A 25,898-nucleotide genomic window follows, 5' to 3' on the forward strand; every position below is an offset into this window, starting at 1 on the left:
AGGCCTACCGTCCAATGGGACAAACCCATGGACCGATGTTTGGCAAGGGAGTGTCAGGTGTATGTCGTGTGGATTGGGTAAGGGCGTGGAAACCGCAGGTTTTCACAAGATAAAGGTCGACCCTTTCGCGAAAGGGTTCGACATGGGGCTCGCCAAACCCTTATCGCGGTCGGTGCGCCTCAACGGGTTTTCCACGTGCCTGCGGCTTGAACAGATCTATTGGAACATTCTGACGGAAATAGCCAGGATCAATACCTGCTCGGTCAGTGCGTTGTTGTCCTATGTCGACCGCGAAGTGCATCTGCGTTATGGCGGCGTGAAGAACTTCAGCGGGCTGGTGCGGGTGGTGTGCGTCGTTCACCTGTTGAAAGATCGCGTTGGCACCTGCGGGTCAGTCTGACTGGAGGGCGCCAGGCCCCGGCCCATGCTTGCGGCGGGCCGGGCCTCGGGCAGAAAGCCGGCTGCGCTGCCTCGATTTACCAGATATAATCCCGCGCTTTGCTGCGCATGCCGGGTTATATGCACGACGGCAGGGCGTGGCGCCGTTACGATCTGATCGCCGAGACATCTCCATGCCCATGTACGACTATCAATGTGCTTCCTGTGGTCATCAGTTGGAAGCCATTCAGAAGATCAGCGCCGCGCCGTTGGTCGATTGCCCAGCCTGCCAGGCACCTGAGTTGAAAAAGATGTTGTCCATGCCGGGCTTCCGCCTGAGCGGCAGCGGCTGGTACGAGACCGATTTCAAGACCGGCGCCAAGAAGAACCTGGCGGGCGGCGACAAAGCAGACTGAGTTGAACTCTACGCGCAGGCTCCTGCATTATCCGTCCCCTGCTTTAATGTACGGTGACGCGGCAGGCCTGCCACCGAATTTCGAATTACGAGAAGTGAAACCACTACCATGATGCGCAGCCACTATTGCGGCCAACTGAACGAGACCCTGGAAGGTCAGGAAATCACCCTTTGCGGATGGGTTCACCGTCGCCGCGACCACGGCGGGGTGATCTTCCTCGATATCCGTGATCGTGATGGTCTGGCCCAGGTGGTGTTCGACCCGGATCGCGCCGAGAGCTTCGCTGCCGCCGACCGCGTGCGCAGCGAATACGTCGTGAAAATCACCGGCAAGGTGCGTCTGCGCCCGGCCGGTGCGGTGAACAAGAACATGGCGTCCGGCGGCATTGAAGTGCTGGGCTATGAGCTGCAGGTGCTGAACGAGTCGGAAACCCCGCCGTTCCCGCTCAACGAATATTCCGACGTTGGCGAGGAAACTCGCCTGCGCTATCGCTTCCTGGACCTGCGTCGCCCGGAAATGGCCGAGAAGCTGCGTCTGCGCTCGCGCATGACCACCAGCATCCGCCGCTTCCTCGACGAGAACGGCTTCCTTGACGTTGAAACGCCGATCCTCACCCGCGCCACTCCGGAAGGCGCGCGTGACTACCTGGTGCCTAGCCGTACCCACCCAGGCAGCTTCTTCGCCTTGCCGCAATCGCCGCAGCTGTTCAAGCAGCTGCTGATGGTGGCCGGCTTCGACCGTTACTACCAGATCGCCAAGTGCTTCCGCGACGAAGACCTGCGCGCCGATCGCCAGCCGGAATTCACCCAGATCGACATCGAGACCAGCTTCCTCGATGAAAAAGAGATCATGGGTCTCACCGAACAAATGATCCGCAACCTGTTCAAGGAAGTGCTGGACCTGGAATTCGGCGACTTCCCGCACATGACCTTCGAAGAAGCCATGCGCCGCTACGGTTCCGACAAGCCGGACCTGCGTAACCCGCTGGAACTGGTGGACGTGGCCGACCAGTTGAAAGAAGTCGACTTCAAGGTGTTCAGCGGCCCGGCCAACGACCCGAAATGCCGCATCGCCGCCCTGCGCGTGCCGGGCGGTGCGAGCATGCCGCGCAAGCAGATCGACGACTACACCAAGTTCGTCGGCATCTACGGTGCCAAGGGCCTGGCTTACATCAAGGTCAACGAGCGCGCCAATGGCGTTGATGGTCTGCAATCGCCGATCGTTAAAAACATCCCGCTGGACAACCTGAACGAAATCCTCGATCGCGTTGGTGCGGTCGATGGCGACATCGTGTTCTTCGGCGCCGACAAGGCCAAGATCGTCAGCGAGGCCCTGGGCGCGCTGCGCATCAAGCTGGGCCACGACCTGAACCTGCTGACCTGCGAATGGGCGCCGATGTGGGTTGTCGACTTCCCGATGTTCGAAGAAAACGACGACGGCAGCTTCAGCGCCTTGCACCACCCGTTCACCGCGCCGAAGTGCTCCCCGGCCGAGCTGGAAGCCAACCCGGCCGGCGCGCTGTCCCGTGCCTACGACATGGTGCTCAACGGCACCGAGCTGGGTGGCGGTTCGATCCGTATCCACCGCAAGGAGATGCAACAAGCGGTGTTCCGCCTGCTGGGCATCAACGAAGCGGAACAGGAAGAGAAGTTCGGCTTCCTGCTCGACGCGCTGAAATACGGCGCGCCGCCGCACGGTGGTTTGGCGTTCGGCCTGGACCGTCTGGTGATGCTGATGACCGGCGCCCAGTCGATCCGTGAGGTGATTGCGTTCCCGAAAACCCAGAGCGCCGCGGACGTCATGACCCAGGCCCCGGGTGTGGTGGATGCCAAGGCACTGCGCGAACTGCACATCCGTCTGCGCGAGACGCCGAAGGCTGAGTAAGGCTGCTGCGTGAAAGCGCGATAAGGTTGTAAGCAGTCAAAAAGGCGCATCTTCGGATGCGCCTTTGCGTTTAAAAGAGGGAAATCTCGCCGGCGGCGGGATTGATAGGTTTCTAGAGAATTTCGGAGTTGTGTTATGGCTGGCCATTCCAAGTGGGCGAACATCAAGCACCGCAAAGAGCGTCAGGATGCCAAGAAAGGCAAGATTTTCACCAAGTGGATTCGCGAACTGACCGTCGCCGCCCGCCAGGGTGGCGGTGACCCGGGCTCCAACCCGCGCCTGCGCCTGGCGCTGGACAAGGCGCTCGGCGCCAACATGAGCCGCGACATCATCGACCGCGCCGTGGCCCGTGGTGCCGGTGCGGCCGATACCGACGACATGGTCGAATTGACCTACGAAGGCTACGGCCCGGGCGGCGTGGCGGTGATGGTCGAATGCATGACCGACAACCGCAACCGTACCGCCGCAGCGGTGCGCCACGCGTTCAGCAAGTGCGGCGGCAACCTGGGGACCGACGGTTCGGTGGCCTATCTGTTCGAGCGCAAGGGCCAGATTACCTTTGCACCGGGCACGGATGAAGACGCGCTGATGGAAGCCGCGATGGAGGCGGACGCCGACGACGTCGTCACCAACGAAGATGGCTCCATTGACGTGTTCACCTCCTTCGCCAGCTTCTACTCAGTGCGCAATACCCTGGAAGCCGCAGGCTTCAAGGGCACCGACGCGGAAATCGTGATGCTGCCGACCACCAGCGCCGAACTCGACCTGGACGGTGCGCAGAAGGTGTTGAAGCTGCTGGACATGCTCGAAGACCTGGATGATGTGCAGAATGTGTACTCCAACGCCGACATCCCCGAGTCCGTGGCTGAACAGCTAGTCTAAAAAGCGATGAGGTCAAAATGTGGGAGGGGGCTTGCCCCCGATGGCGGTGTGTCAGTTATTTATAAATCGACTGAACCATCGCCATCGGGGGCAAGCCCCCTCCCACATTGAAACTACGGTGTGTCAGAAAATGTACTTATTTAACCCGCAGGCGTTATGACTTTAATCCTAGGTATCGACCCCGGTTCGCGCATCACCGGTTTTGGCGTGGTGCAACAGACTCCGCGCGGCTGCGTGTATGTCGCCTCAGGCTGCATCCGCACGGGCGCAGGCGAACTGGCCGAACGCCTGCAGATCGTCTATCGCGGCGTGCGGGAGGTCATCCAGACCTACGGCCCGGTAACCATGGGCATCGAAAAAGTCTTTATGGCCAAGAATGCCGATTCGGCGCTCAAGCTCGGCCAGGCGCGTGGCGCGGCCATCGTGGCGGGGGCCGAGGAGGGCATGGAGATCGCCGAGTACACCGCGACCCAGGTCAAGCAGGCCGTCGTGGGTACGGGTGGGGCCAATAAAGAGCAGGTGCAGATGATGGTCATGCACATGCTCAAACTCACCTCAAAACCCCAGATCGACGCCTCCGACGCCCTGGCCATCGCCATTTGCCACGCCCACACCCGCTCCAGCCTGCTGCCCCATGGCCTGGGTGCGGCACGCAGTCGTGGCGGACGCCTGCGTCTCTGATAGCATCAGCGCAATCGTTATTTCCGGTCAGGCCTGCTCTGACCCCCAAGCTTTAAGGATCTGAACCGTGATTGGACGCTTGCGCGGCACCCTGGCTGAGAAACAGCCGCCGCACCTGATTCTGGATGTGAATGGATTGGGTTATGAGCTTGAAGTGCCCATGACCACCTTGTACCGCTTGCCGTCGGTCGGCGAGCCGATAACCTTGCACACGCATTTAGTGGTGCGCGAAGACGCGCAACTGCTCTATGGTTTCATCGGCAAGCGCGACCGCGATTTCTTCCGCGAGCTGATTCGGCTCAATGGCGTCGGGCCCAAATTGGCCCTGGCATTGATGTCGAGCCTGGAAGTGGATGAACTGGTACGCGCCGTTTCAGCCCAGGACACCTCGGCCCTGACCAAGGTGCCGGGTGTGGGCAAGAAAACCGCCGAGCGTTTGCTGGTGGAACTCAAGGACCGTTTCAAGGCCTGGGAAGTGGTGCCGAGCATGTTCGCCCTGGTCCCGAACCAGCCGGATATGCCGGCAGGCCAGGTCGCCAGTGCCGAAAGCGATGCGGTCAGTGCGTTGATCTCCCTGGGCTACAAGCCACAGGAGGCCAGCAAGGCCGTATCGGCCATCAAGGACAAGAACCTGAGCAGTGAAGACATGATCCGCCGAGCCCTGAAGGGAATGATTTAAGTGATAGAAGCTGATCGTCTGATCGCGGCTACCGGCCCGCGCGACCGTGAAGAAGTCCAGGACCGCGCCATCCGCCCCCTGAGCCTGGCCGACTATATCGGCCAGCCCACCGTGCGCGAGCAGATGGAGCTGTTCATCCAGGCCGCACGCGGGCGCAGTGAGTCGCTGGATCACACGCTGATCTTCGGCCCGCCGGGCCTGGGCAAGACCACCCTGGCCAACATCATTGCCCAGGAAATGGGCGTGTCGATCAAGTCCACGTCCGGCCCGGTGCTGGAGCGCCCCGGCGACCTGGCCGCGTTGCTGACCAATCTGGAACCCCACGACGTCCTGTTTATCGACGAGATCCACCGGTTGTCGCCGATTGTCGAAGAAGTGTTATACCCGGCGATGGAGGACTTCCAGCTCGACATCATGATCGGCGAAGGCCCGGCGGCCCGTTCGATCAAGCTTGACCTGCCGCCGTTCACGCTGGTGGGGGCCACGACCCGCGCGGGCATGTTGACCAACCCGCTGCGAGACCGTTTCGGCATTGTTCAACGTCTGGAGTTCTATAGCACGGCAGACCTTGCGACCATCGTCAGCCGTTCGGCGAACATCCTCGGCTTGCCATTGGACCCGGAAGGCGCTTTCGAAATCGCCCGGCGTGCCCGCGGTACACCTCGGATCGCCAACCGCTTGCTGCGCCGCGTGCGCGATTTTGCCGAGGTGCGCGCCAAGGGGCATATCACCAAGGCGGTCGCGGACCTGGCCTTGAACCTGCTGGATGTGGACGAACATGGCTTCGATCACCAGGATCGGCGTCTGCTCCTGACCATGATCGAGAAGTTCGACGGCGGCCCGGTGGGTGTGGACAGCCTTGCGGCTGCAATCAGTGAAGAGCGTCACACCATTGAAGATGTACTGGAGCCCTACCTGATCCAGCAGGGCTATATCATGCGCACGCCGCGGGGCAGGGTGGTGACGCGTCATGCCTATCTGCACTTTGGGCTAAACATTCCGTCACGATTGGGAGAGATGCCTGTGGTAGACGAATTTCTCGATGCAGTGGACGATTAAAAACTGTAGGAGCGAGCTTGCTCGCGAAAAACGTCAACGATGACGCAGTGTGTCTGGTGATACGCGTCGCGCTCAGGTGCTTCGCGAGCAAGCTCGCTCCTGCAGGGTATTTGCCATGTGGGGTGATTTATCTGAAGTTTGTGCTGTCCCAGTGTCTGGCGTCGTCATTCAGGCGTTGGAAATATGTTCAGGTATTGAAAAAACAGTTGTCCAGCCGGATTGGCAACCTGAGGAGTAAGCACTAGAGTATGCGCGCGCAAAACGGGGATCAGTCGTTCGCACATCGCTGTCGCGTTTATTACGAGGACACTGATGCCGGCGGCATCGTTTATTACGTCAATTACCTGAAATTCATGGAACGGGCTCGAACCGAGCGGCTAAGGGAGCTGGGCTTTGCCCAATCCACGCTGGCCGGGGAGGACCTGTTATTCGTCGTGCATTCCAGCGAGGCGCGTTACCACGCACCGGCGCGACTGGACGATGAGTTGTTGGTCAGCGCTGAAGTCATCGAATTGAACCGTGCCAGCCTGCGATTCAAGCAGCAGGTCAGGCGGGCTACGGATGCAACGCTGCTCTGTGAGGGGCAGTTCCTGGTGGCATGTGTACGCACCAACAGTTTGAAACCTCGGGCCATTCCCGAAACTCTACGTGCGGCCTTTGCTGCCGTGAGCGGCGCGGGTAAACAATCAAAGCAGGAGATTTAGCGTGGAACCTACCGTCGTCGACCATTCCTCGATGTGGAGCCTGGTCAGTAATGCCAGTATCGTGGTGCAACTGGTCATGCTGACCCTGGTAGCCGCATCGGTTACCTCTTGGGTCATGATTTTTCAGCGCAGCAACCTGCTGCGTGCTGGTCGACGCGCCCTGGAGAGCTTCGAGGAGCGCTTCTGGTCGGGTATCGACCTGTCCAAGCTGTATCGCCAGGCCGGCAGCAATCCGGACCCGGATTCGGGCGTCGAGCAAATCTTCCGCGCCGGCTTCAAGGAATTCTCGCGCCTGCGCCAGCAGCCGGGCGTTGACCCGGAAGCCGTGATGGAAGGCGTGGCCCGAGCCATGCGCGTGGCCATCTCCCGCGAAGAAGAGAAGCTGGAGCAAAGCCTGCCGTTCCTGGCGACCGTCGGCTCCGTCAGCCCGTACATCGGCCTGTTCGGTACCGTATGGGGCATCATGAACTCCTTCCGGGGTCTGGCCCAGGCGCAGCAGGCGACCCTGGCTACCGTAGCCCCGGGCATTGCCGAAGCCCTGATCGCCACCGCGATCGGCCTGTTCGCCGCTATCCCCGCAGTAATCGCCTACAACCGTTTTGCCGCCACCAGCGAAACCTTGATCGGCCGTTACTACACCTTCGCCGATGAATTCCAGGCGATCCTGCACCGTAAAGTGCACACCAGCGAAGAATAAGCAGGTAATTCCCAATGGCTTTAATCGCTCGAGCTCGCAAAAAGCGCAAGCCGGTCGCCGAGATGAACGTAGTGCCCTACATCGACGTGATGCTGGTGCTGCTGGTTATCTTCATGGTGACCGCGCCGATGCTCAACCAGGGCGTGAAGGTTGATCTGCCCAAGGTTTCCAGTGAAGCCTTGCCGCAGGACAACAACACTCAGGTCCTGACCATTTCGATCAAGGCTGACAAGACCTACTACTGGAACCTTGGCAGCGAAGTCGACACGCAGAAACAGCAGGACAAGGCCCTGACCTTGCCGGCGATGACCGATGCCGTGACCAAGATCATTCGTTCCGGCAACGAAGGCGGCAAGCACACCCAGGTGTTCATCCGCGGCGACAAGTCGGTCGACTACGGTTCCGTCATGGGCGCCATGGGCGGGCTGCAGAAGGCCGGCGTGGGTAACGTTGGCTTGATTACCGAGGCGCCCTGATGCAGCAACAGCGAGAGCCGTCCGCCTCGGAAAGCTTCTTCTGGCCTAGCGTCTGGGCAATTGCCCTGCACGTCCTGGTGTTTGGCATGCTGTTCGTCAGCTTTGCCATGACCCCGGACCTGCCGCCAGCCAAGCCGATCGTGCAGGCGACCCTGTATCAGCTGAAATCGAAAAGTCAGGCCACCACCCAGACCAATCAGAAGATTGCGGGTGAGGCCCAGAAGTCGGCTGCGCGCCAGACCGAAGTCGAGCAGATGGAACAGAAGAAGGTCGAGCAGGAAGCGGTGAAGGCTGCTGCGGAACAAAAGAAAGAAGAGGCGGCTCAAAAGGCCGAGGAATCGAAAAAGGCTGACGAAGCGAAGAAAGCCGACGAGGCGAAAAAGGCTGATGAAGCCAAGAAGTCCGAGAAAGCTGCCGAAGCCAAAAAGGCCGAAGAGAAACAATTGGCTGATATAGCCAAGAAGAAGTCCGAAGAAGAAGCCAAGAAAGCTGCCGAAGAAGAGGCCAAGAAAAAGGCCGCTGAGGAAGCCAAGAAAAAGATCGTCGAAGACGCGAAGAAGAAAGCCGCCGAAGACGCCAAGAAAAAAGCTGAAGCAGACGAGGCGAAGAAGAAAGTCGCCGACGACGCGAAGAAGAAAGCTGCCGCCGACGCCTCCAAGAAAAAGGCCCAGGAAGCAGCCCGTAAATCCGCCGAAGAGAAAAAGGCCCAGGCCCTGGCAGATTTGCTTTCCGACACGCCGCAGCGTCAGCAAGCCTTGGCCGATGAACGTGGCGATGAAGTCGCGGGCAGTTTCGACGACCTGATCCGGGCGCGGGCAGCGGAAGGCTGGACACGTCCACCTTCGGCACGTAAAGGCATGACAGTAGTGCTGCAGATCGGCATGTTGCCGGACGGTACGGTGACTTCGGTCAGCGTGGCCAAGTCCAGTGGTGACGGTTCGTTCGACAGTTCGGCGGTTGCCGCAGTCAAGAATATTGGCCGGTTGACCGAGATGCAGGGAATGAAACCAAGCGACTTCGCTCCCTATCGTTCATTCAAGATGACATTCACACCTGAGGATCTAGCCTTGTGAGAAACCTTCTTCGAGGAATGCTTGTCGTTATTTGCTGTATGGCAGGGATAGCGGCGGCGGATGAAAAGAACATCCTGGTTACCAGCGGCAGCGATCGGGCCACCCCGATCGCGGTGGTACCGTTCGGCTGGCAGGGCGGCAGTGTGCTGCCGGATGACATGGCCCAGATCGTCAGTGACGACCTGCGTAACTCCGGCTACTACGCACCGATTCCAAAAGGCAACATGATCAGCCAGCCCAACCAGGCCAGCGAAGTTGTGTTCCGTGACTGGAAAGCGGTGGGCGCGCAGTACCTGATGGTCGGCAACATCACGCCGGCCGGCGGTCGCCTGCAAATCACCTACACCTTGTTCAACGTGGCCACCGAGCAGCAGGTCCTGACCGGCAATGTCTCCGGCACCGCTGAACAACTGCGCGACATGGCCCACTACATTTCGGACCAGTCGTTTGAAAAACTCACCGGTATCAAGGGGGCATTCTCCACGCGCCTGTTGTATGTGACCGCTGAGCGTTTCTCTGTCGACAACACCCGCTACACCCTGCAGCGTTCGGACTACGACGGTGCGCGTGCAGTGACCTTGCTGCAGTCCCGTGAGCCCATCCTGTCGCCGCGCTTCGCGCCGGACGGCAAGCGTATTGCCTACGTATCGTTCGAACAGAAGCGTCCACGTATCTTCGTCCAGCACATTGATACCGGCCGTCGCGAGCAGATCACCAACTTCGAAGGCCTCAACGGTGCACCGGCCTGGTCGCCGGATGGTTCGCGCCTGGCATTCGTGCTGTCCAAGGACGGTAACCCGGATATCTACGTGATGAACATGGCCTCGCGTCAGCTCTCGCGTGTGACCAGCGGCCCGGGTATCAACACCGAACCGTTCTGGGGTAAAGATGGTTCGACCATCTACTTCACCTCTGACCGTGGCGGCAAGCCTCAGGTCTACAAGGCAAATGTGAACGGTGGCGGCGCGGAACGTGTGACCTTTATCGGTAACTACAACGCCAATCCCAAGCTTTCGGCCGATGAAAAGACGTTGGTAATGATTCACCGTCAGGATGGTTTCACTAATTTCCGGGTTGCGGCCCAGGATTTGCAGCGCGGAACCGTGAAAATCCTTACAGATACCAACCTTGATGAGTCAGCCACTGTTGCGCCCAACGGCACCATGGTAATCTACGCCACCCGCCAGCAGGGCCGGGGAGTCTTGATGCTCGTGTCCATCAACGGACGCGTAAGGCTCCCGCTTCCTACCGCACAAGGCGAAGTCAGAGAACCATCCTGGTCCCCTTACCTGAACTGACGCGGCGCTACAAAAAGAAGTACTTAACACACTGGGGTTCATTAGGAGTTTCACGATGGAAATGCTGAAGTTTGGTAAGTTTGCTGCTCTGGCTCTGGCTCTGTCCGTAGCCGTTGGTTGCTCCTCTAAAGGCGGCGACAATGCCGGTGAAGGCGCAGCTGTTGATCCAAACGCTGGTTACGGCGCTAACACTGGTGCAGTCGACGGCTCCCTGAGCGAAGAAGCTGCTCTGCGCGCGATCACCACTTTCTACTTCGAATACGACAGTTCGGACCTGAAGCCAGAAGCCATGCGCGCTCTGGACGTTCACGCCAAGGACCTGAAAGCTAACGGCGCTCGCGTTGTTCTGGAAGGTAACACTGACGCCCGTGGTACTCGTGAGTACAACATGGCTCTGGGCGAGCGTCGTGCGAAAGCCGTTCAGCGCTACCTGGTACTGCAAGGTGTTGCTCCAGGCCAACTGGAACTGGTTTCCTACGGTAAAGAGCGTCCAGTTGCAACTGGCAACGACGAGCAGTCGTGGGCTCAGAACCGTCGCGTCGAACTGCGTAAGTAATTCGTCATGCGAACGTGCCGTCGTGCTCTGACTGTATTGGCTCTCAGCCTCGCACCGCTTGCGGTGTGGGCTGCGGTTCCTGTAAAGGATAGCAACTCTGGCTATAACAATAGCGGCAGCAGTTATCCGCCAGCAGGTTATGGCACGAACGGCGCCTATGCTGGGGGCGCGGCTACGGCCGCGCCCTCGGCACAGGGCGAGCTGTTCAACCAGCTGCAACGCATGCAGGATCAATTGGCCCAGCAACAAGGCGCCATTGAAGTTCTGCAGAATCAAGTGAACCAACTCAAGCAAGAAGGCCTGGAGCGTTACCAGGATCTTGATCGACGTATTGGAGCCGGTGTTGCACCTGCCGCTACTCCTGATAATTCTTCTGCCGGTGGCGCGCCCAGTGCCGCTATCGGTGGTGCCGCTGCCGGTGGCGCAGCAGCGGGGGCCGCAGCAGCTGCCCCTGCCGCGAGCAGCGAACCGGGCGATCCGGCGAAGGAAAAACTGTATTACGATGCAGCCTTCGACCTGATCAAGGCCAAGGACTTCGATAAAGCCAGCCAGGCCTTTACCGCGTTCCTGCGCAAGTACCCGAACAGCCAGTACGCGGGCAATGCCCAGTACTGGTTGGGTGAGGTCAACCTGGCAAAAGGTGATTTGCAGGGGGCGGGCCAGGCGTTTGCCAAGGTCAGCCAGCTGTACCCCAAGCATGCCAAGGTGCCTGACTCGCTGTACAAGCTGGCTGACGTAGAACGCCGCCTGGGTCATACCGACAAGGTCAAAGGCATTCTGCAGCAGGTGGTTGCCCAGTATCCGGGCACCTCCGCCGCGCAGTTGGCCCAGCGGGATCTGCAACGCTTGTAGGCAATGCAGCCCGTTTAGAAGAAACCCGCGCCTGGCGCGGGTTTTTTCGTTAGAATCCACGCCCTTTTATGAAACACGCTTCCTGGGGTTGACGCGTTGGCGCAATCCCTTGAAGTGCCTGACGGAGGCGGACAGCCTGTTTAGCTGTTACGCCCGTGGCGACTATGCAAGACACATTACGTATTACCGAAGTTTTTTACTCGTTGCAGGGTGAAACGCGCACTGCCGGCCTGCCCACCGTATTCGTACGGCTCACCGGCTGCCCCTTGCGTTGCCAATACTGTGACAGCGCCTATGCCTTCAGCGGCGGCACCGTACGCACCCTGGATGACATCCTCGAGCAGGTTGCCGGTTACCGGCCGCGCTACGTCTGTGTAACGGGCGGCGAGCCGTTGGCGCAACCCAATGCCATCCCCTTGCTCAAGCAGTTGTGTGATGCCGGTTACGAGGTCTCCCTGGAAACCAGCGGCGCCTTGGATATCTCTGCGGTAGATCCGCGTGTCAGTCGGGTGGTCGATCTAAAAACCCCTGACTCCAAGGAAGCCCATCGCAATCGCTACGAGAACATGGACTTGCTGACGGCGAACGATCAGGTCAAGTTCGTCATTTGCTCTCGCGACGATTATGACTGGGCGACTTCCAAGCTGATCCAGTACGGCCTTGAGCGTCGAGCGGGGGAGGTGCTGTTCTCCCCAAGTCATCACGACCTCAACGCACGCGATCTTGCGGACTGGGTAGTGGCGGATAACCTGCCGGTACGCCTGCAGTTGCAATTGCACAAATACCTGTGGAATGACGAACCAGGTCGCTGAGACGGCTGTGGAAGGCCTTCAAACCGCACCATTTTTAGCTTCAATGGGTTTTTTCTGATTTATTTCAAATAAGGTGTTGAATAATCCTTAGAAATCAGTATTATACGCGCCACCACACAGCGGGTCGTTAGCTCAGTTGGTAGAGCAGTTGGCTTTTAACCAATTGGTCGTAGGTTCGAATCCCACACGACCCACCATTTTTGGCGGTTTAGAAAATCCGGAAGGCCCACGCAAGTGAGGATTTCCGGGTTTTTTTTTGCCTGTCATTCCGCGTCACCCAATCGATACGCATTGCGCCGTGATCGATTCATCTCGCTGGTCAGCCGATACACCATCTTTTGTCTCGCCTCCCTGCCGATCCATCCAAGTTATTGCTCTTAAAATAGACAAGTTGAAAAAATTCACCAATATTTTTATAGATATTGGTTGTTTGTGTATTTTTCTTCACGTTGTCGACTCAAATACGCAATTCATGCCAAGCTTTCTTTGTTTAGTATTGGATCCAATGTCGAGCGCGGTCAGCGAGGCCGCCCAGGCAACCGACGATCAGTTCTAAAAAGGAGAAGCCGCATGATGCTCAAGGACCCTTCCAGCAAATACCGCCATTTCACCACCGTGGATCTGCCGGACCGCCAATGGCCCAGTGTCGTGCAGGCTGCGGCGCCGACCTGGTGCAGTGTCGATATGCGTGATGGCAACCAGGCGCTGATCGAACCCATGAATGCCGAGCGCAAGCGCCGCTTCTTCGAGCTGCTGGTGAAGGTGGGTTTCAAGGAGATCGAGGTGGGGTTTCCCGCTGCATCCCAGACCGATTTCGATTACGTGCGTGAACTGATCGACAGTGGCGCGATTCCCGACGATGTGACTATCCAGGTGATGACGCAGGCGCGCAGTCATTTGATCGAGCGCACCTTTGAGGCCTTGAAGGGCGCACCGCGAGCGATCGTGCACGTGTACAACGCCACCGCGCCGGTGTTTCGCGAAGTGGTGTTCGGCGTCGACCGCGCCGGCTGCATCGACATCGCCACCCAGGCGACGCGTGAAATCAAGCGTCACATGGACAACAATCCAGATACGCAATGGACGTTCCAGTATTCTCCCGAAACTTTCTGCTTTACCGAGCTGGACTTCGCGCTGGAGGTTTGCGAGGCGGTGACGGATGCGTTTGGGCCGACCCCGTCGAACAAAATGATCCTGAATCTGCCGACCACCGTGGAAGTCTCTACGGCGAACGTCTTCGCCGATCAGATCGAGTGGTTTTGCCGACATTTCAGCCGGCGCGACAGCGTGGTCATCAGTGTTCACCCGCATAACGATCGCGGCACCGGGGTGGCGACGGCCGAGCAGGCTTGTCTGGCCGGGGCCGAGCGTGTCGAGGGCACCTTGTTCGGCAACGGTGAGCGCACCGGCAACGTGGATATCCTGACGCTGGCAATGAACCTCTACACCAGCGGTATCGACCCGCAACTGGATTTCTCCGACATCATCCACGTGCAGCGTGAGGTCGAGTTCTGCAACCAGCTGCCCACGCACCCGCGCCATCCCTACGCTGGGGAATTGGTGTTCACGGCGTTCTCGGGCTCGCACCAGGACGCGATCAAAAAAGGTTTCGCGGCGCGCCAGGCCAATCCCGACGGACGCTGGGAAGTGCCGTACCTGCCAATCGACCCGGCCGACATGGGGCGCAGCTATGAGGCGGTGATTCGTGTCAACAGCCAGTCGGGCAAAGGCGGCGTGGCGTACCTGCTGGAACAGCATGGCATTGTCATGCCACGCCGTTTGCAGATGGAATTCAGCAGCCTGGTCCAGCAGGAAGCCGATGCTTCCGGCCAGGAAGTCAGCGGCGAGATGATCCTGGCCTGCTTTACCCGGCACTACCTGGATCAGGGCAACCCTTACACGTTGTTGCAGCCCAAGTTGGTCAGCGAAGGCAACGTGACGTATCTGGAGGGTACGCTGACCGGCGGCGCGAGGGACATCGAACTGAGCGGCGAAGGCAACGGCCCGCTGGCGGCGCTGGTGGACGCATTCGCTCAACGCGGCGTGCACTTCGACATCGCCGATTACCATGAGCATGCCACCCGTGACGGTGCCCAGGCCGAGGCGCTGGCCTACGTAGAGATCCGTGTGAACAACCAGCTGCTGTTTGGTGCCGCCCGCGACGGCAGTATCCTGCTGGCGTCCCTCAAGGCGGTGACGAGTGCGGTCAACCGCGCATCGCGTCTGGGCCTGCTCAGCGTGGTGAGTGCTGCGGTGCCTTCCTGAGATGAATGCGCATACCGCATTGGCGGCGCTCACCGGTAACTTTGGTCACGGTGACATCGTTGCCTCGCATCGACATGAAGAAGGCCAGTTGGTCTATGCCATCAACGGCGTGATGCTGGTATCGGTGGTCGGCACCACGTGGGTGGTGCCTTCCGGACACGCGTTGTGGGTGCCCTCGGGGCAGGAGCATCAGATCCGCATGACCGGCGAGGTGCGCATGCGCACGTTGCTGATCACCCCCGGCGCCCACCGTGCCTTGACCGAGGAGTGCCACGTCATCCGCGTATCGCCACTGCTGCGCGAGTTGATCATCGCTGCGTCCGAGGTGCCTGACAGTGAGTCGGCCGTGGTGCGTCATGTGCAGATTGTCGACCTGATTTTCTCCGAACTCGACCGGGCACAAAGGGTTTTGGCCCATGTACCGATCCCGGACGAGCCGCGGCTCAAGTCGCTGTGTGCCGACTTTATCGACAACCCCTCCCAGGAGTCGAAACTGGAGAGCTGGGCGGTGCAACTCAATATGAGTTCGCGCACCCTGGCTCGGCTGTTCCAGAAAGAGTTGGGCATGAGTTACGGCGAGTGGCGCAAGCGCACGCGGCTGCTGCTGAGCATGCAGCGCCTGGCCTGCGGCGTGTCCATTCTGGAAGTGGCGCTGGAGCATGGTTATCAAAGCCCGAGCGCTTTTACCGCGATGTTCAAACGCACCATGGGTTATACACCGAGCAACTGCCGTCTGGTCTGAGCCGCACCCGGCGTTCACACCCCTCCCACTGGACATGGCCCGCGGCTACGCAGGGCCATGTTTGCGTCTGCGCGGCCGACGGTTGCTCAGGATTCAACGGTGGCACGCAGGTTGTCCCAATCGAAACGATGGTTGTCTGGAACTCGGGAGATGCGCGACGCGGTGCTCTCTTAATCTGCGTCTCTACTTAGCACTCTGGATTTCTGCGATGGGTTCGCCTTCTTTTTCCGCGCGGCACTGCCGTCTTTCGCTCCTGGGCGTGGCGGTTGTCTGGTTGACGGGGTGTTCCTCCTGGGTCGCCCATACGCCGGCGCAACCCCACCCGCAGCGCATCGATGCCTTGAGTCGCCTGCCGCAAGGCGTATCGGCCCAGGCGTTACCCGACCGTTGGTGGCAGTTGTACAACGACCCCAGGCTCGATGCGCTGGTGCAGCAAGCGTTGGCGCACAACCGTGACCTGGCGGCGGCGCAGGCCCATGTGCAGGCGATGCTGGCCGGGATCATGCAGGCCGACGCCGAGCGCTGGCCGTCCACGCAGGCCTCGCTGGGCGCCGTTTACGGCAAGACGGCCGATGATCAGACCCTGGCCAAGGCCACCGACAGCCACGCGCCGTCGCAGTGGGCGTTCAACCCGGGCTTCGAGTTGGCTTACCAGGTGGATGTGTGGGGCCAGGTCCAGCGCAGCATCGAGCGGGCGCAGGTGCAGGCGGCGGCGGCCCAGGACACCGAAGACCTGCTGCGTATCACGGTCGCTGCGCAAACCACCCGCGCCTACGTGAATGCCTGTGCCCTGGGCGCACGCGCCAAGGTGCAGCGCCATTCACTGGAAGTGGTCGGGCACAGCCTGGCACTGACCGATCGCCAGCGTCAGGCAGGCGTGGTCACGGATCTTGAATACAGCCGCATGCAGGCATTGCAGGGCGAAACTCTGGCCTTGCTGCCGATGCTGGAGGCGCGTCGCCAGGCCGCGTTGTATGAACTGGCGATGCTGACTGGCGTGGCGGACCTGGAGCAAGGCTCAGGCGCGGCGACCTGCGAGGCGGTGCCGCAGCTCGCCGCCGCACTGCCGGTGGGGGACGGCTGGCAATTACTGGCGCGCCGCCCGGATATTCGCCAGGCCGAGCGGGCATTGCAGGCAGCCACGTTACAAGTGGATATCGTCCAGGCCGACCTGTATCCGAAGGTGACCTTTGGGGCGTCAGTGTCTTCCTCGGCCAGCAAACCCCATGAACTGGGCGACAGCAGCGCGGTGATGTTCGGCATCGGCCCGCTGATCACCTGGCAGTTCCCAAACTGGCGTGCCAATCGCGCACGGGTCAACCAGGCCCGGGCGCTCGAGCAGGTGCAGGTCGCGCAATTCGAGGCCAGCGTGCTCAACGCCCTCAAGGACGTGCGCCAGGCACTGGCGTTGTACGACGGCGAGCGCCAGCGCCACGCCGCCCTGAGCCAGGCGCTGGAGAGCAGTCAGCACGCCTACAGGCTCGCGCAGTTCAATTACAACGCCGGCTCCATCGACTTTCTCGACGTGCTCGACAGCGAGCGTGAGCTGATCCGCCTGCAAGCCACGCGCGCCGACGCCGATGGCCAGTTGCTGCAGCGCCAGATCAGTTTGTTTCGCGCCCTGGGCGGCGGTTGGCAGTCCGCTTCCAGCCAGGCCCCGACCGCTGCGCTCACCCATGCTTCCGTCAATTCTTCCGGTACCCAGCCATGAATATCGCTGTTGATGAAAAAAACACTGTGCAGGATGAGCAGGAGCAGGTGGTCGAGCAACTCATGCACGACCGCAAGCAACGCCGCAAACGCAACCTGATCCTGCTCGGTGGTGCTGTTTTATTGATCGCGGCAGTGGCGTTCGGCGTGTATTGGATGACCATCGGGCGCTACCTGGAACAGACCGATGATGCCTACGTGCGCGCCGACTGGATTCCCATCAGTCCGCGGGTATCGGGCTACGTGGCCCAGGTGCTGGTCGAGGATGACCAGCCCGTCAAGGCCGGCGATGTGCTGGTGCGCATCGAAGACCGTGACTACCAGGCGAGGTTGGCCCAGGCCCGTGCGGAGTTGGCTGAAACGCAAGCCTCGATTGCCGCCCAGCAGGCCAATCTGCAAGTCACCGACAGCCTGATCGCGCAACAAAAGGCCGGTATTGCCCAGGCTGAGGCGCACACGCGCAGTGTGGGAGCGGAGTTGCGCCGCGCCGGTCTGGACCAGCGTCGCTATGAAGGCCTGGTCCGTGAGCATGCCGCCAGCGCCCAGCGCCTGGAAAGCGCAGCCGCCAGTTACACCCAGGCCAGCGCTGCGGTGGAAATTGCCCGGGCGATGCAGCGCCAGCAGGAAACCCGGCTGAATGTCGCCATTACCCGGCGCCAATTGGCCGATGCCTCGCTCCAGCAGCAAATAGCCCGGCGCGGCCAGGCCGAGGCGCAGTTGAAACTGGCGACCAACGCGCTTGAAGACACCTTGATCCGCGCGCCGATCGACGGGGTGGTGGGGCAGCGCAAGGTGCGCACGCGCCAGTACGTCGCGCCGGGCCTGCCGTTGCTGGCGGTGGTGCCTCTGCATCAGGCCTATGTGGTGGCCAACTACAAGGAAACCCAGCTGCGCGACATGCGCGCCGGGCAACCGGTGGATATCAGTGTCGACAGCTATTCGGGACGCAAGCTCACGGGGCATGTGGTGAGTTTTTCGCCGGGCTCGGGAGCGGTGTTCGCGCTGCTGCCGTCGGACAACGCCACCGGCAATTTCACCAAGATCGTGCAGCGCTTCCCGGTGAAGATCGTGATCGATCAGCACGATGAAGGTGGCCCGATTCTGCCGGGCATGTCAGTGATTACCACGGTAGATACCCGTCCTGCCGTGCAGGACGCCAAGCATGACTGAGGTCGGCGAGAAAACCGTCTCCTTTCGCGCCTGGGTGGCGGTGATCGGCGGACTGTTCGGCTGTTTCATGGCCGGCATGAACGTACACGTAACCAGCGCCGCGCTGCCTGAAATCGAAGGCTCGCTGGGCGCGACCTTTGAGGAGGGCTCGTGGATTTCCACGGCGTATCTGGTCGCCGAAATCGTCATGATCCCGCTGACCGCCTGGCTGGTGCAGGTGTTTTCCCTGCGCCGGGTGATGCTGGTGGGCTCGTTTGTATTTCTGGTGGCTTCCATCGCGTGTTCCTGGGCGCCCAACCTGGAAGTCATGATCATCATCCGGGTCATCCAGGGCGCCGCCGGCGCGGTGCTGATCCCGTTGTCGTTCCAACTGATCATCACCGAACTGCCGCCGAGCAAGATCGCCATGGGCATGGCGCTGTTCGCCCTGTCCAACAGCGTGGCCCAGGCCGCCGGGCCGTCGATTGGCGGCTGGCTGACTGACGCCTATTCCTGGCGCTGGATTTTCTACCTGCAACTGGCCCCCGGCATTCTGCTGTTGCTGGCGGTGGCGTGGTCCATCGATGCCAAACCGATGCAGTTGAGTCTGCTCAAGCGCGGCGATTGGGGCGGTATTTTGGCCATGATCGTCGGCCTGGGCGGTTTGCAGATCGTGCTCGAAGAGGGTGGGCGCAAGGACTGGTTCGGCTCCGATTTCATCGTGTGGATGTCGTTGGTCGCAGGCATCGCCCTGGTGTATTTCGTGCTGTCACAGCTCTACGGCAGCCGCTCCTTCATCAACCTGCGCTTGCTCAAAAGCTACAACTTCGGCGTGGCGAGCGCGGCGATGTTCATTTTTGGCGGGGCCACGTTCGGCCTGGTCTTTCTGGTACCCAATTACCTGTCCCAGTTGCAGGGCTACAACGCGCGCGAAATCGGCATCAGCCTGATTGCCTACGGGATGGTGCAACTGGTGCTGGCACCGTTCATGCCGCGCCTGATGAAGTGGCTCAACCCCAAGCTGATGGTTGCCAGCGGATTTTTCATCATGGCCCTGGGGTGCTATCTCGGTGCGCATCTGGACGTGGACAGCGCCGCCAACGTGATCATCCCGTCCACCGTGGTACGGGGCATCGGGCAGCCATTGATCATGGTGGCGTTGTCGGTGTTGGCCGTGTCCGGGTTGGCCAAGGATGAGGCCGGTTCGGCTTCCGCCTTGTTCTCCATGCTGCGCAACCTGGGTGGCGCCGTGGGCACAGCCGGGTTGACGCAGATCGTTGCGATGCGCGAGCGCTTTCATTCCGAGCGCGTCGGCGAGTCGATCACCCTGTTTTCCCCGTCATTGCAGGAGCGCCTGCGCGCCAGCATGGCAGACAGTGAAGCATTCATCTTCAACCAGCTATTGCCCGCCCAACAGCAAGTGATTGAAAGCCTGATGCATACGGTGCGTCGCGAGGCCTACCTGATGGCCTACAGCGATGCGTTCTACGTGTCCTGTATCGCGTTGATCCTGTGTGGTGTGGCGGCATTGGCATTGCGTCAACAAGCAAAGAATTAAATGCATAAAGTCCGCAATTGATACGCGGTACTTCTCAACGAGCAAGAGGGAACTTGAATGGTGAAAAGGCGAATGGCCTGTTGACAGTTTGGTGACTTGCTAACTTAGCAATGACATACAGTTTGCAAATGCTCAGATCCGGTGAGTAGGCAAACTCACGCCCGACAAAGTTGATGTCTATAACTTTGATCGGGCTTCTGTTGTTGTATGTTTTATAGTTCGGAAATATTTTGAATTATTTATTGAGAAAACACTTGCTGAGCGTAATGAACTTCCTCTAAGTTTCGTCTTGCTTCGGCGGCTGACCGCTCGGTCCGACGAAGTGTCATGCTGTAATTCAACTGAAATACATAGTGTGCTGGCCGGTAATGGCGAGATAAGCCTGCTCATGCCTGAAAAAAGGCAGGCTGGTTTATATCGAACGGTCGGGACCCAACTAAGCCTGATGAGGAGAGCAACATGGAAGATAAAAAGTCGCACTTGAACGCCAAGAAAACCGAACTGGGCAATCATCGGATCTTTGCTGAGATCAATTCATTGCCGGTCTTGCGCGCCTTTATGGAAACCCATGTCTTTGCCGTGTGGGATTTCATGTCTCTGGCCAAGCGTCTGCAACAGGACCTGACCTGTACTCGACTGCCATGGCTCCCACCCTTGGACCCGGCGGCGGCGCACTTGATCAACGAAATCATCCTCGGCGAAGAGTCTGACCAGAACCTGCAGGGCGGTCACTACAGCCACTTCGAACTCTACCTGCACGCTATGCGTGAAGTCGGCGCCAGCACCGACAAGATTGAATTCTTCGTTAAACTGATGCGTGAAGGTGTCGACCTGCAGACCGCGTTGAACCGCTGCGGCGCAGGCCTGGCAGCCTCGGCCTTTGTGACCGACACCATCGAAACCGCCATAAACGCCTCCACGCACTGTGTCGCCGCAGCGTTCCTGCATGGGCGTGAGAGCGTTATTCCGGAGATGTTCCAGCGCATTCTTGATGACTGGGATATCACCGCCGACGACGCCCCGACCTTCCGCTACTACCTGCAACGCCATATTGAAGTCGACTCCGAAGATCACGGCCCGGCGGCGGAAAGCCTGCTCGCGCGCCTGGTCAACGGTGATGCTCAGCGCCAGGAAGAAGTCTACGAGTCGGCCATCGCAGCCGTGCAAAGTCGCCTGGCGCTCTGGGACAACTTGCGCGTGGCCATGCGCGAAAATGTCAGTGAGTGCGTGGCATGAACATAGAAATCATCGAAGCGGACCAGGCCCAATGGTTCGAGGTCAAGTCCGAACGCGGGATCACCCTGACGGTATTCAAGGACACGTTGGACCCCATCAATAAAACCGGTATTCGCACGCGTCTGGTGCGTTTTCATCCGGGCGGCGGCACCCGTGAAATCTACACGCATGATTATCACGAAGAAGTGTACTTGATCGAAGGCGATCAAACAGAGTTGGCCAGTAATGAACGTCCCGAGAAGACGTACCGTGATGGTGCTTACTTCTTCAGGGCGGCGCACACCGAGCACGGTCCGTTCAACTCCAAAGACGGTTGCCTGTTGTTTGAAGTGCATTACTACTGATCATCATGAACAAAGGGAACGCTTCATGAGAGCTGAAGAATATCAATCATTTTCCGAAGCGTGGGAGGAGCGTGCGACGATTCGTACGCGCCCGAGGCGTCGTTTGGAAGATGATGAAAAGTTAATATTCCCGATCAGTCGCCAACCGCTGGTAATGGGCGCAACGTTCATCCGCGAATGTGCGCACTTGCAGCACTTTGTGCTTGTTCAAAGCCTGTACAAGTTCATTAACGATGTGGTGATTTTCGAGACGGAAATCGTCGACAAAACCGCCAGGAGCATCGCGAAAGATAACTTCGCCATCCGCTTCCCGTTTGCCTGCCGGTATGACGCGATGACCGTGGTAGTCGATGAGGACTATCACGCATTGGTGGCGATGGATTACATGCAGCAGACCATCGAGCTGACCGGGATCGAGCCCATCACCTTGCCTGCGGAAATCGAACTCAGCCGTTCGATTCCCAAAGCCCTGGCGATGGCGCCCGAGCACCTCAAAGCGGCTGTGGAGCTGATCTGCGTTGCGGTGGCCGAAAATACCTTGACCAACGATGTCGCGGCATTTGCCCGGGACGACTCGGTGAAGGCATCGGTCAAGGGGTTGATGGCAGACCATTTGGCGGACGAAGGTCGGCACTCCGGCTTTTGGGCCAAGTTGACGCGCATTTACTGGCGCACGGCGAGCGAGGAAGACAAGCGCACGCTCGCCGCGATCATGCCGGTGTTTCTCGCTGAGTACCTGACGAACGAGATCCAGCAGGGGTTCGATTTCGCCTTGATCGAGCAGTTGCCGGTGAGCCCTGCTGTCAAGGCGGCGCTGCGCGAGGAGGTCGAAGGCATGAGTTTTCCGATCACGCCGACGCACCCGCTGGTGGGCAACATCGTCCGATTCTTCAAACACAGCGCCATGCTCGACGCTCCCTGCATGCAGGAAGCGCTCGCCGATTATTTGCGCTAGAGGAGAACTTCAATGAGACATCTTGATATCGTTCTGTGCGGGCGCAGCCATGCGCTCGCCTGCCTTACGCAAGAGCTGCAGCAGATGGGCCATACCACCCATCTGCTGCCCACTGACAGTGCCAATGAGCGCGCCCGGTTACCGGTTCCGGACCTGCTGATCGACGACGCCAGCACGACGCGGTTTCCTCAGTATCCCGCGTGTCACCATCTGTCCTTACGGATGCGGTCCGACGATGCCGGCGATGTGTTCGCGCCCTTGCACCTTGAATGCCTGTGGCGTGCGGGGGAGGGCGACTGGATGACGCTGGGACGTCGTGAAGTCGATGCCGACACGGCCGGCAATGGCGCCGACCTGGCCCAGGAAGCCATCGCACAACTGGTGGACATGGCCAGCGTGCACATTGGCCGCTACTCGCGCAGTGCCGACTACCTCGAGACGCCGCGTGAGCCGGTCAAGGCGCTCGACAGCCTGTCGAGCCTGACCCAGCTGGATCGACTGGCCTGGCAGCATCGCCACAATGCGACTGCCAACGTCGGGTTGCTGCAGGAAGCCCGGCAACCCTTCGTCCAGCGCCTGGCCGACAGTCTGCTGGCCAATGCCGAGCGCAGTGCCTTGAAAGTCGATGGGCACGGCATGTCCTATGCGCAACTGCATGCCTACAGCGTGGCCATCCAGGAGCGCTTGCAGCCTTTGCTTCAAGCGCAGGGCGGTGGGCTGACCGTGGTCGGCATCTCCTTGCCCAAAGGCTCGGCACTGTACGCAGCGATCCTGGCGGTGATCGGCTGCGGCGCCGTGTACCTGCCGCTGGACCCGAACCATCCTGCGGAGCGTCGTGGGGCGATCCTTAAGCATGCCAATGCCAGCTTGCTGATCCAGGAGACCGACGCCGTCAACCCGCTTGCGGGCCTGGCAACCCTGGACATCAGCCACCTGGATTTCTTCCACCATGGCGCCAAAGGCTACAGCCGCGTGGCCCTGGCGCCGGATCAGAGTCTGCTGCGCGTGCCGTTGGCGGGGGCGGCGCCCTGTGTGGCGATCTATACCTCGGGCACCACCGGGCAACCCAAGGGGGTCTTGCTGAGCGTCGACAACCTGAGCCACTTTTGCGCGTGGTATGCGCGCTATGTGGAGCTGGACCGTCACAGCCGTGCGTTGCAGTTTTCCACGATCAATTTCGATGCCTCGCTGCTGGACATCTTCCCCACGCTGATCCAGGGCGCCGAACTGATCGTCCCCACCGAGGACCAGCGCCGCGATCCCGTCGCGCTGGCCGAGTTGATTGAGCAGGAGCAGGTGACTCACGCCTTCCTGCCACCGGCCTTGCTCAGCATCCTTGCGCTCGAATCGTTGTACGGCCTGCAGCATCTGGTGACCGGGGGCGATGTGTGCGAGCCCCATGTCATCGAGCAACTGGTGGGCCACTGCCAGTTGCATAACATTTATGGCCCGACCGAGACCACGGTGCTTGCCACGTGCCGCACGTTCCAGGCAGGCGACAATAACCGCAACCTCGGCGTGCCGATTGCCAATACCGCGATTTACCTGCTCGATGAGCAGGGGCAGCCGGTCGGGCAAAACGGCAGTGGTGAGATCCATATCGCCGGGCCGGGGGTGGGCCTGGGGTATCTGGACGCCGCGCAAATGACCGCCGAGCGTTACCGCCTGCATGAATTGCCCGACGGGCAACGGTTGCGCCTGTACCGCACCGGCGACCTGGCGCGTTGGACCGAGGACGGCATCCAGATCATCGGACGCCTGGATAACCAGGTGAAGATTCGCGGTTTTCGTGTCGAGCCTGAAGAGATCGAACACTTGCTGCAATCGAGCCAGTTGTTCCGTCAGCTGGCGGTGGTGATCGATCAGCAGCGGCGCATCCTCGCGTTTTTCTCCCAGCCCCACGGCGGTGACGGCCACGCCGCCAGCGAACAGCTGCAGGCTTACGCACTCAAGCACTTGCCCGACTACATGCGCCCCAGCGCTTACTGCCTGCTGGAACGCCTGCCGGCCACGGCCAACGGCAAAGTCGACCGCAAGGCCTTGAAGAATCTGCCCGTGAACTACAAACCCCAAGGGCCGCGCCAGGCACCGCAGAACCCCACGCAGGAGCAGTTGCTCGGGCTGTGGTCCACCCTGCTCGACATGCCCGGCGCCGATATCTCCGTGGAGGACAGCTTTTTCAATCTCGGCGGCCACTCGATCCTGCTGTCGCAAATGCTCATGGGCATTCGCGAGATGTTCGGCAAAGGGGTTTCGATCAACCGCTTTATCGAACAGCCGACCCTGATCAACCTCGCCAACCTGATCGACCAGGACGTCGAAGCCACCGCCACCGTCAGCCCGCAGGCATTGCGTGACGCGACGCTGCGGCCTGAGCTGGACGTGTTGCCGATCAGCCGCCTGGGCAACCTGCATAAAGTCATCGTCACCGGCTCCAACGGGTTTCTGGGTGTGCACATCGTTGAAGCACTGCTGGAACTGGGCAGCACCGAAGTGGCCTGCCTGGTGCGCGAGTCGGGGGGGATGAGCGCTCAGCAGCGTTTCGAACAGGCACTGATTCAGAACCGTCTCGAGCACCTTGACCTGAGCCGGGTGCGGGTGTTGGCGGCCGATATCAGCCAGCCTCGCCTGGGCCTGTCGGAAGCGGACTACGAGTGGCTGGACCGTGAATACGGCGTGTTGATCTATAACGCGGCCAACGTCAACCACGTGCTCGACTATGAATCGCTGGTCAAGGACAACGTCACGCCCGTGCTGGAATGCCTGCAACTGTGTGAGGGGCGCAGCAAGAAGGTGTTCAATTTCATCTCCACCTTGTCCGCGTCCAGCACGGTGGATGCACAGGGGCGCGTGCTGGAAGAACCACCGGCGTTCACACCGCCGATCTACATTCGCAATGGCTACAACCTGTCCAAGTGGGTGGCCGAGCGCATCTTGTGGAACGCCAGTGAGTCGGGAGTGTGGGTCAACCTCTATCGTCCGGGAAACATTGCTTTCAATACGCGGACCGGGGTGTGCCAGCCCCATCAGAACCGCTTGATGCTGATGCTCAAGGGGTCATTGCAGCTTAAGGAAGTGCCTGAGCTGGCACTGAACTTCGACCTGATGCCGGTGGACTTCCTGGCTCGCTTCATCGCGTTTCACGCCAGCCGGCATAACCGCTCCAAGGCCGTCTTCAACCTGCACAACCCGTTGCCCTTGAGCTGGGCGCATTACCTGGAGGCGTTTCGCGCCGCTGGTCACGATTTCCAGATGGTCCCGGTGACACAATGGCAGCAGCGCCTGTCGGCAATCGACAGTGACAATGCGTTATTCGGTGTCGTCGGCTTTTACCTCAATGGCTTTGAAGAGGACATCGGCGATATCTCGATGATCGAGTACCACAATGCGCTCTCAGGCATCCGTAGCATGGGTGAAGACTACCCGGCCAAAAACAGTGCGCTGCTGCAAAAAGGCTGCGACTACCTCAAGCAAATCGATTTCATCTAAGCA

The 25,898-nt window shown here is 60.0% G+C and carries 24 protein-coding genes and 1 tRNA gene; all 25 read left to right on the forward strand.

The genetic code is table 11. The features are described from left to right. Positions 1-61: 61 nt before the first annotated feature. The 25 genes from BFP90_RS07880 to BFP90_RS08005 all read left to right on the forward strand — a co-directional run bounded on the left by BFP90_RS07880 (position 62) and on the right by BFP90_RS08005 (position 25,895). Positions 62-400: a ribbon-helix-helix domain-containing protein gene (locus tag BFP90_RS07880; RefSeq protein ID WP_065887599.1), complete on the forward strand. Its 339-nt coding sequence runs from the start codon at positions 62-64 to the stop codon at positions 398-400. A gap of 172 nt (positions 401-572) precedes the next feature. After that, on the forward strand, positions 573-794 hold the full coding sequence (locus BFP90_RS07885) for an FmdB family zinc ribbon protein (protein ID WP_003193872.1): 222 nt from the start codon (positions 573-575) through the stop codon (positions 792-794). Positions 795-902: 108 nt separating this feature from the next. Beyond that, positions 903-2,678: an aspartate--tRNA ligase gene (aspS, locus tag BFP90_RS07890; RefSeq protein ID WP_065895080.1), complete on the forward strand. Its 1,776-nt coding sequence runs from the start codon at positions 903-905 to the stop codon at positions 2,676-2,678. A gap of 135 nt (positions 2,679-2,813) precedes the next feature. Beyond that, positions 2,814-3,560 carry a YebC/PmpR family DNA-binding transcriptional regulator gene (locus BFP90_RS07895; protein ID WP_065887601.1) on the forward strand — a complete coding sequence of 249 codons (747 nt, stop codon included), beginning with the start codon at positions 2,814-2,816 and terminating at the stop codon, positions 3,558-3,560. A 156-nt stretch (positions 3,561-3,716) separates the two neighbouring features. Then, positions 3,717-4,241 (forward strand): crossover junction endodeoxyribonuclease RuvC, encoded by a 525-nt coding sequence (gene ruvC / locus BFP90_RS07900; protein ID WP_019821257.1) that lies wholly within the window; start codon positions 3,717-3,719, stop codon positions 4,239-4,241. A 67-nt stretch (positions 4,242-4,308) separates the two neighbouring features. Then, positions 4,309-4,920, forward strand: coding sequence for a Holliday junction branch migration protein RuvA (gene ruvA, locus BFP90_RS07905; RefSeq protein WP_003175802.1), 612 nt, complete (start codon positions 4,309-4,311; stop codon positions 4,918-4,920). Then, entirely contained in the window at positions 4,921-5,979 is a 1,059-nt protein-coding gene (gene ruvB / locus BFP90_RS07910; RefSeq protein ID WP_053135842.1) for a Holliday junction branch migration DNA helicase RuvB, read from the forward strand. It begins immediately after the preceding gene. 248 nt (positions 5,980-6,227) lie between these two features. After that, positions 6,228-6,683: a tol-pal system-associated acyl-CoA thioesterase gene (ybgC, locus tag BFP90_RS07920; RefSeq protein WP_003175800.1), complete on the forward strand. Its 456-nt coding sequence runs from the start codon at positions 6,228-6,230 to the stop codon at positions 6,681-6,683. 1 nt (position 6,684) lies between these two features. Next, positions 6,685-7,380: a protein TolQ gene (gene tolQ / locus BFP90_RS07925; RefSeq protein WP_034115768.1), complete on the forward strand. Its 696-nt coding sequence runs from the start codon at positions 6,685-6,687 to the stop codon at positions 7,378-7,380. Between the two features lie 23 nt (positions 7,381-7,403). Beyond that, positions 7,404-7,856, forward strand: a complete 453-nt coding sequence (gene tolR / locus BFP90_RS07930; protein ID WP_161793227.1) for a protein TolR — start codon at positions 7,404-7,406, stop codon at positions 7,854-7,856. Then, positions 7,856-8,929 (forward strand): cell envelope integrity protein TolA, encoded by a 1,074-nt coding sequence (tolA, locus tag BFP90_RS07935; RefSeq protein WP_065887602.1) that lies wholly within the window; start codon positions 7,856-7,858, stop codon positions 8,927-8,929. The genes tolR and tolA overlap by 1 nt, the downstream gene beginning before the upstream one ends. 17 nt (positions 8,930-8,946) lie before the next feature. Next, entirely contained in the window at positions 8,947-10,227 is a 1,281-nt protein-coding gene (tolB, locus tag BFP90_RS07940) for a Tol-Pal system beta propeller repeat protein TolB (RefSeq protein WP_065887603.1), read from the forward strand. 55 nt (positions 10,228-10,282) lie between these two features. Next, positions 10,283-10,783, forward strand: a complete 501-nt coding sequence (gene pal, locus BFP90_RS07945; protein WP_003193861.1) for a peptidoglycan-associated lipoprotein Pal — start codon at positions 10,283-10,285, stop codon at positions 10,781-10,783. Between the two features lie 6 nt (positions 10,784-10,789). Further along, the gene (gene ybgF, locus BFP90_RS07950; protein WP_065896397.1) at positions 10,790-11,635 is read left to right on the forward strand and encodes a tol-pal system protein YbgF; all 846 of its coding nucleotides are present in this window, start codon (positions 10,790-10,792) and stop codon (positions 11,633-11,635) included. A 164-nt stretch (positions 11,636-11,799) separates the two neighbouring features. Further along, positions 11,800-12,447 (forward strand): 7-carboxy-7-deazaguanine synthase QueE, encoded by a 648-nt coding sequence (gene queE / locus BFP90_RS07955; protein WP_034128580.1) that lies wholly within the window; start codon positions 11,800-11,802, stop codon positions 12,445-12,447. 121 nt (positions 12,448-12,568) lie between these two features. Next, positions 12,569-12,644 (forward strand) — tRNA-Lys (locus BFP90_RS07960). Between the two features lie 373 nt (positions 12,645-13,017). Next, on the forward strand, positions 13,018-14,712 hold the full coding sequence (gene leuA, locus BFP90_RS07965) for a 2-isopropylmalate synthase (RefSeq protein ID WP_065896398.1): 1,695 nt from the start codon (positions 13,018-13,020) through the stop codon (positions 14,710-14,712). Between the two features lies 1 nt (position 14,713). After that, positions 14,714-15,454 carry an AraC family transcriptional regulator gene (locus tag BFP90_RS07970; RefSeq protein WP_065887607.1) on the forward strand — a complete coding sequence of 247 codons (741 nt, stop codon included), beginning with the start codon at positions 14,714-14,716 and terminating at the stop codon, positions 15,452-15,454. Positions 15,455-15,662: 208 nt separating this feature from the next. Beyond that, entirely contained in the window at positions 15,663-17,165 is a 1,503-nt protein-coding gene (locus tag BFP90_RS07975) for an efflux transporter outer membrane subunit (protein ID WP_065896399.1), read from the forward strand. Beyond that, positions 17,162-18,334 carry an HlyD family secretion protein gene (locus tag BFP90_RS07980; RefSeq protein ID WP_065895074.1) on the forward strand — a complete coding sequence of 391 codons (1,173 nt, stop codon included), beginning with the start codon at positions 17,162-17,164 and terminating at the stop codon, positions 18,332-18,334. The genes BFP90_RS07975 and BFP90_RS07980 overlap by 4 nt, the downstream gene beginning before the upstream one ends. Then, on the forward strand, positions 18,327-19,871 hold the full coding sequence (locus BFP90_RS07985; RefSeq protein WP_065896400.1) for an MDR family MFS transporter: 1,545 nt from the start codon (positions 18,327-18,329) through the stop codon (positions 19,869-19,871). The genes BFP90_RS07980 and BFP90_RS07985 overlap by 8 nt, the downstream gene beginning before the upstream one ends. Before the next feature lie 459 nt (positions 19,872-20,330). After that, positions 20,331-21,107 (forward strand): DUF3050 domain-containing protein, encoded by a 777-nt coding sequence (locus BFP90_RS07990; protein ID WP_065895072.1) that lies wholly within the window; start codon positions 20,331-20,333, stop codon positions 21,105-21,107. After that, entirely contained in the window at positions 21,104-21,451 is a 348-nt protein-coding gene (locus BFP90_RS07995; RefSeq protein WP_065895071.1) for a DUF4437 domain-containing protein, read from the forward strand. Before BFP90_RS07990 ends, BFP90_RS07995 begins: the two co-directional genes overlap by 4 nt. 25 nt (positions 21,452-21,476) lie before the next feature. Next, a complete protein-coding gene (locus BFP90_RS08000) occupies positions 21,477-22,406 on the forward strand; it encodes a diiron oxygenase (protein WP_065887613.1) in 930 nt (309 codons plus the stop codon). Positions 22,407-22,418: 12 nt separating this feature from the next. Further along, complete coding sequence (locus BFP90_RS08005; protein WP_065896401.1) at positions 22,419-25,895, forward strand: amino acid adenylation domain-containing protein; 3,477 nt, start codon at positions 22,419-22,421, stop codon at positions 25,893-25,895. The last annotated feature ends 3 nt before the right edge of the window (positions 25,896-25,898 follow it).

Origin of the sequence: Pseudomonas sp. 24 E 13 (assembly GCF_900004715.1) — a bacterium.
In the GTDB taxonomy this organism is placed as follows: Bacteria; Pseudomonadota; Gammaproteobacteria; order Pseudomonadales; family Pseudomonadaceae; genus Aquipseudomonas; species Aquipseudomonas orientalis_A.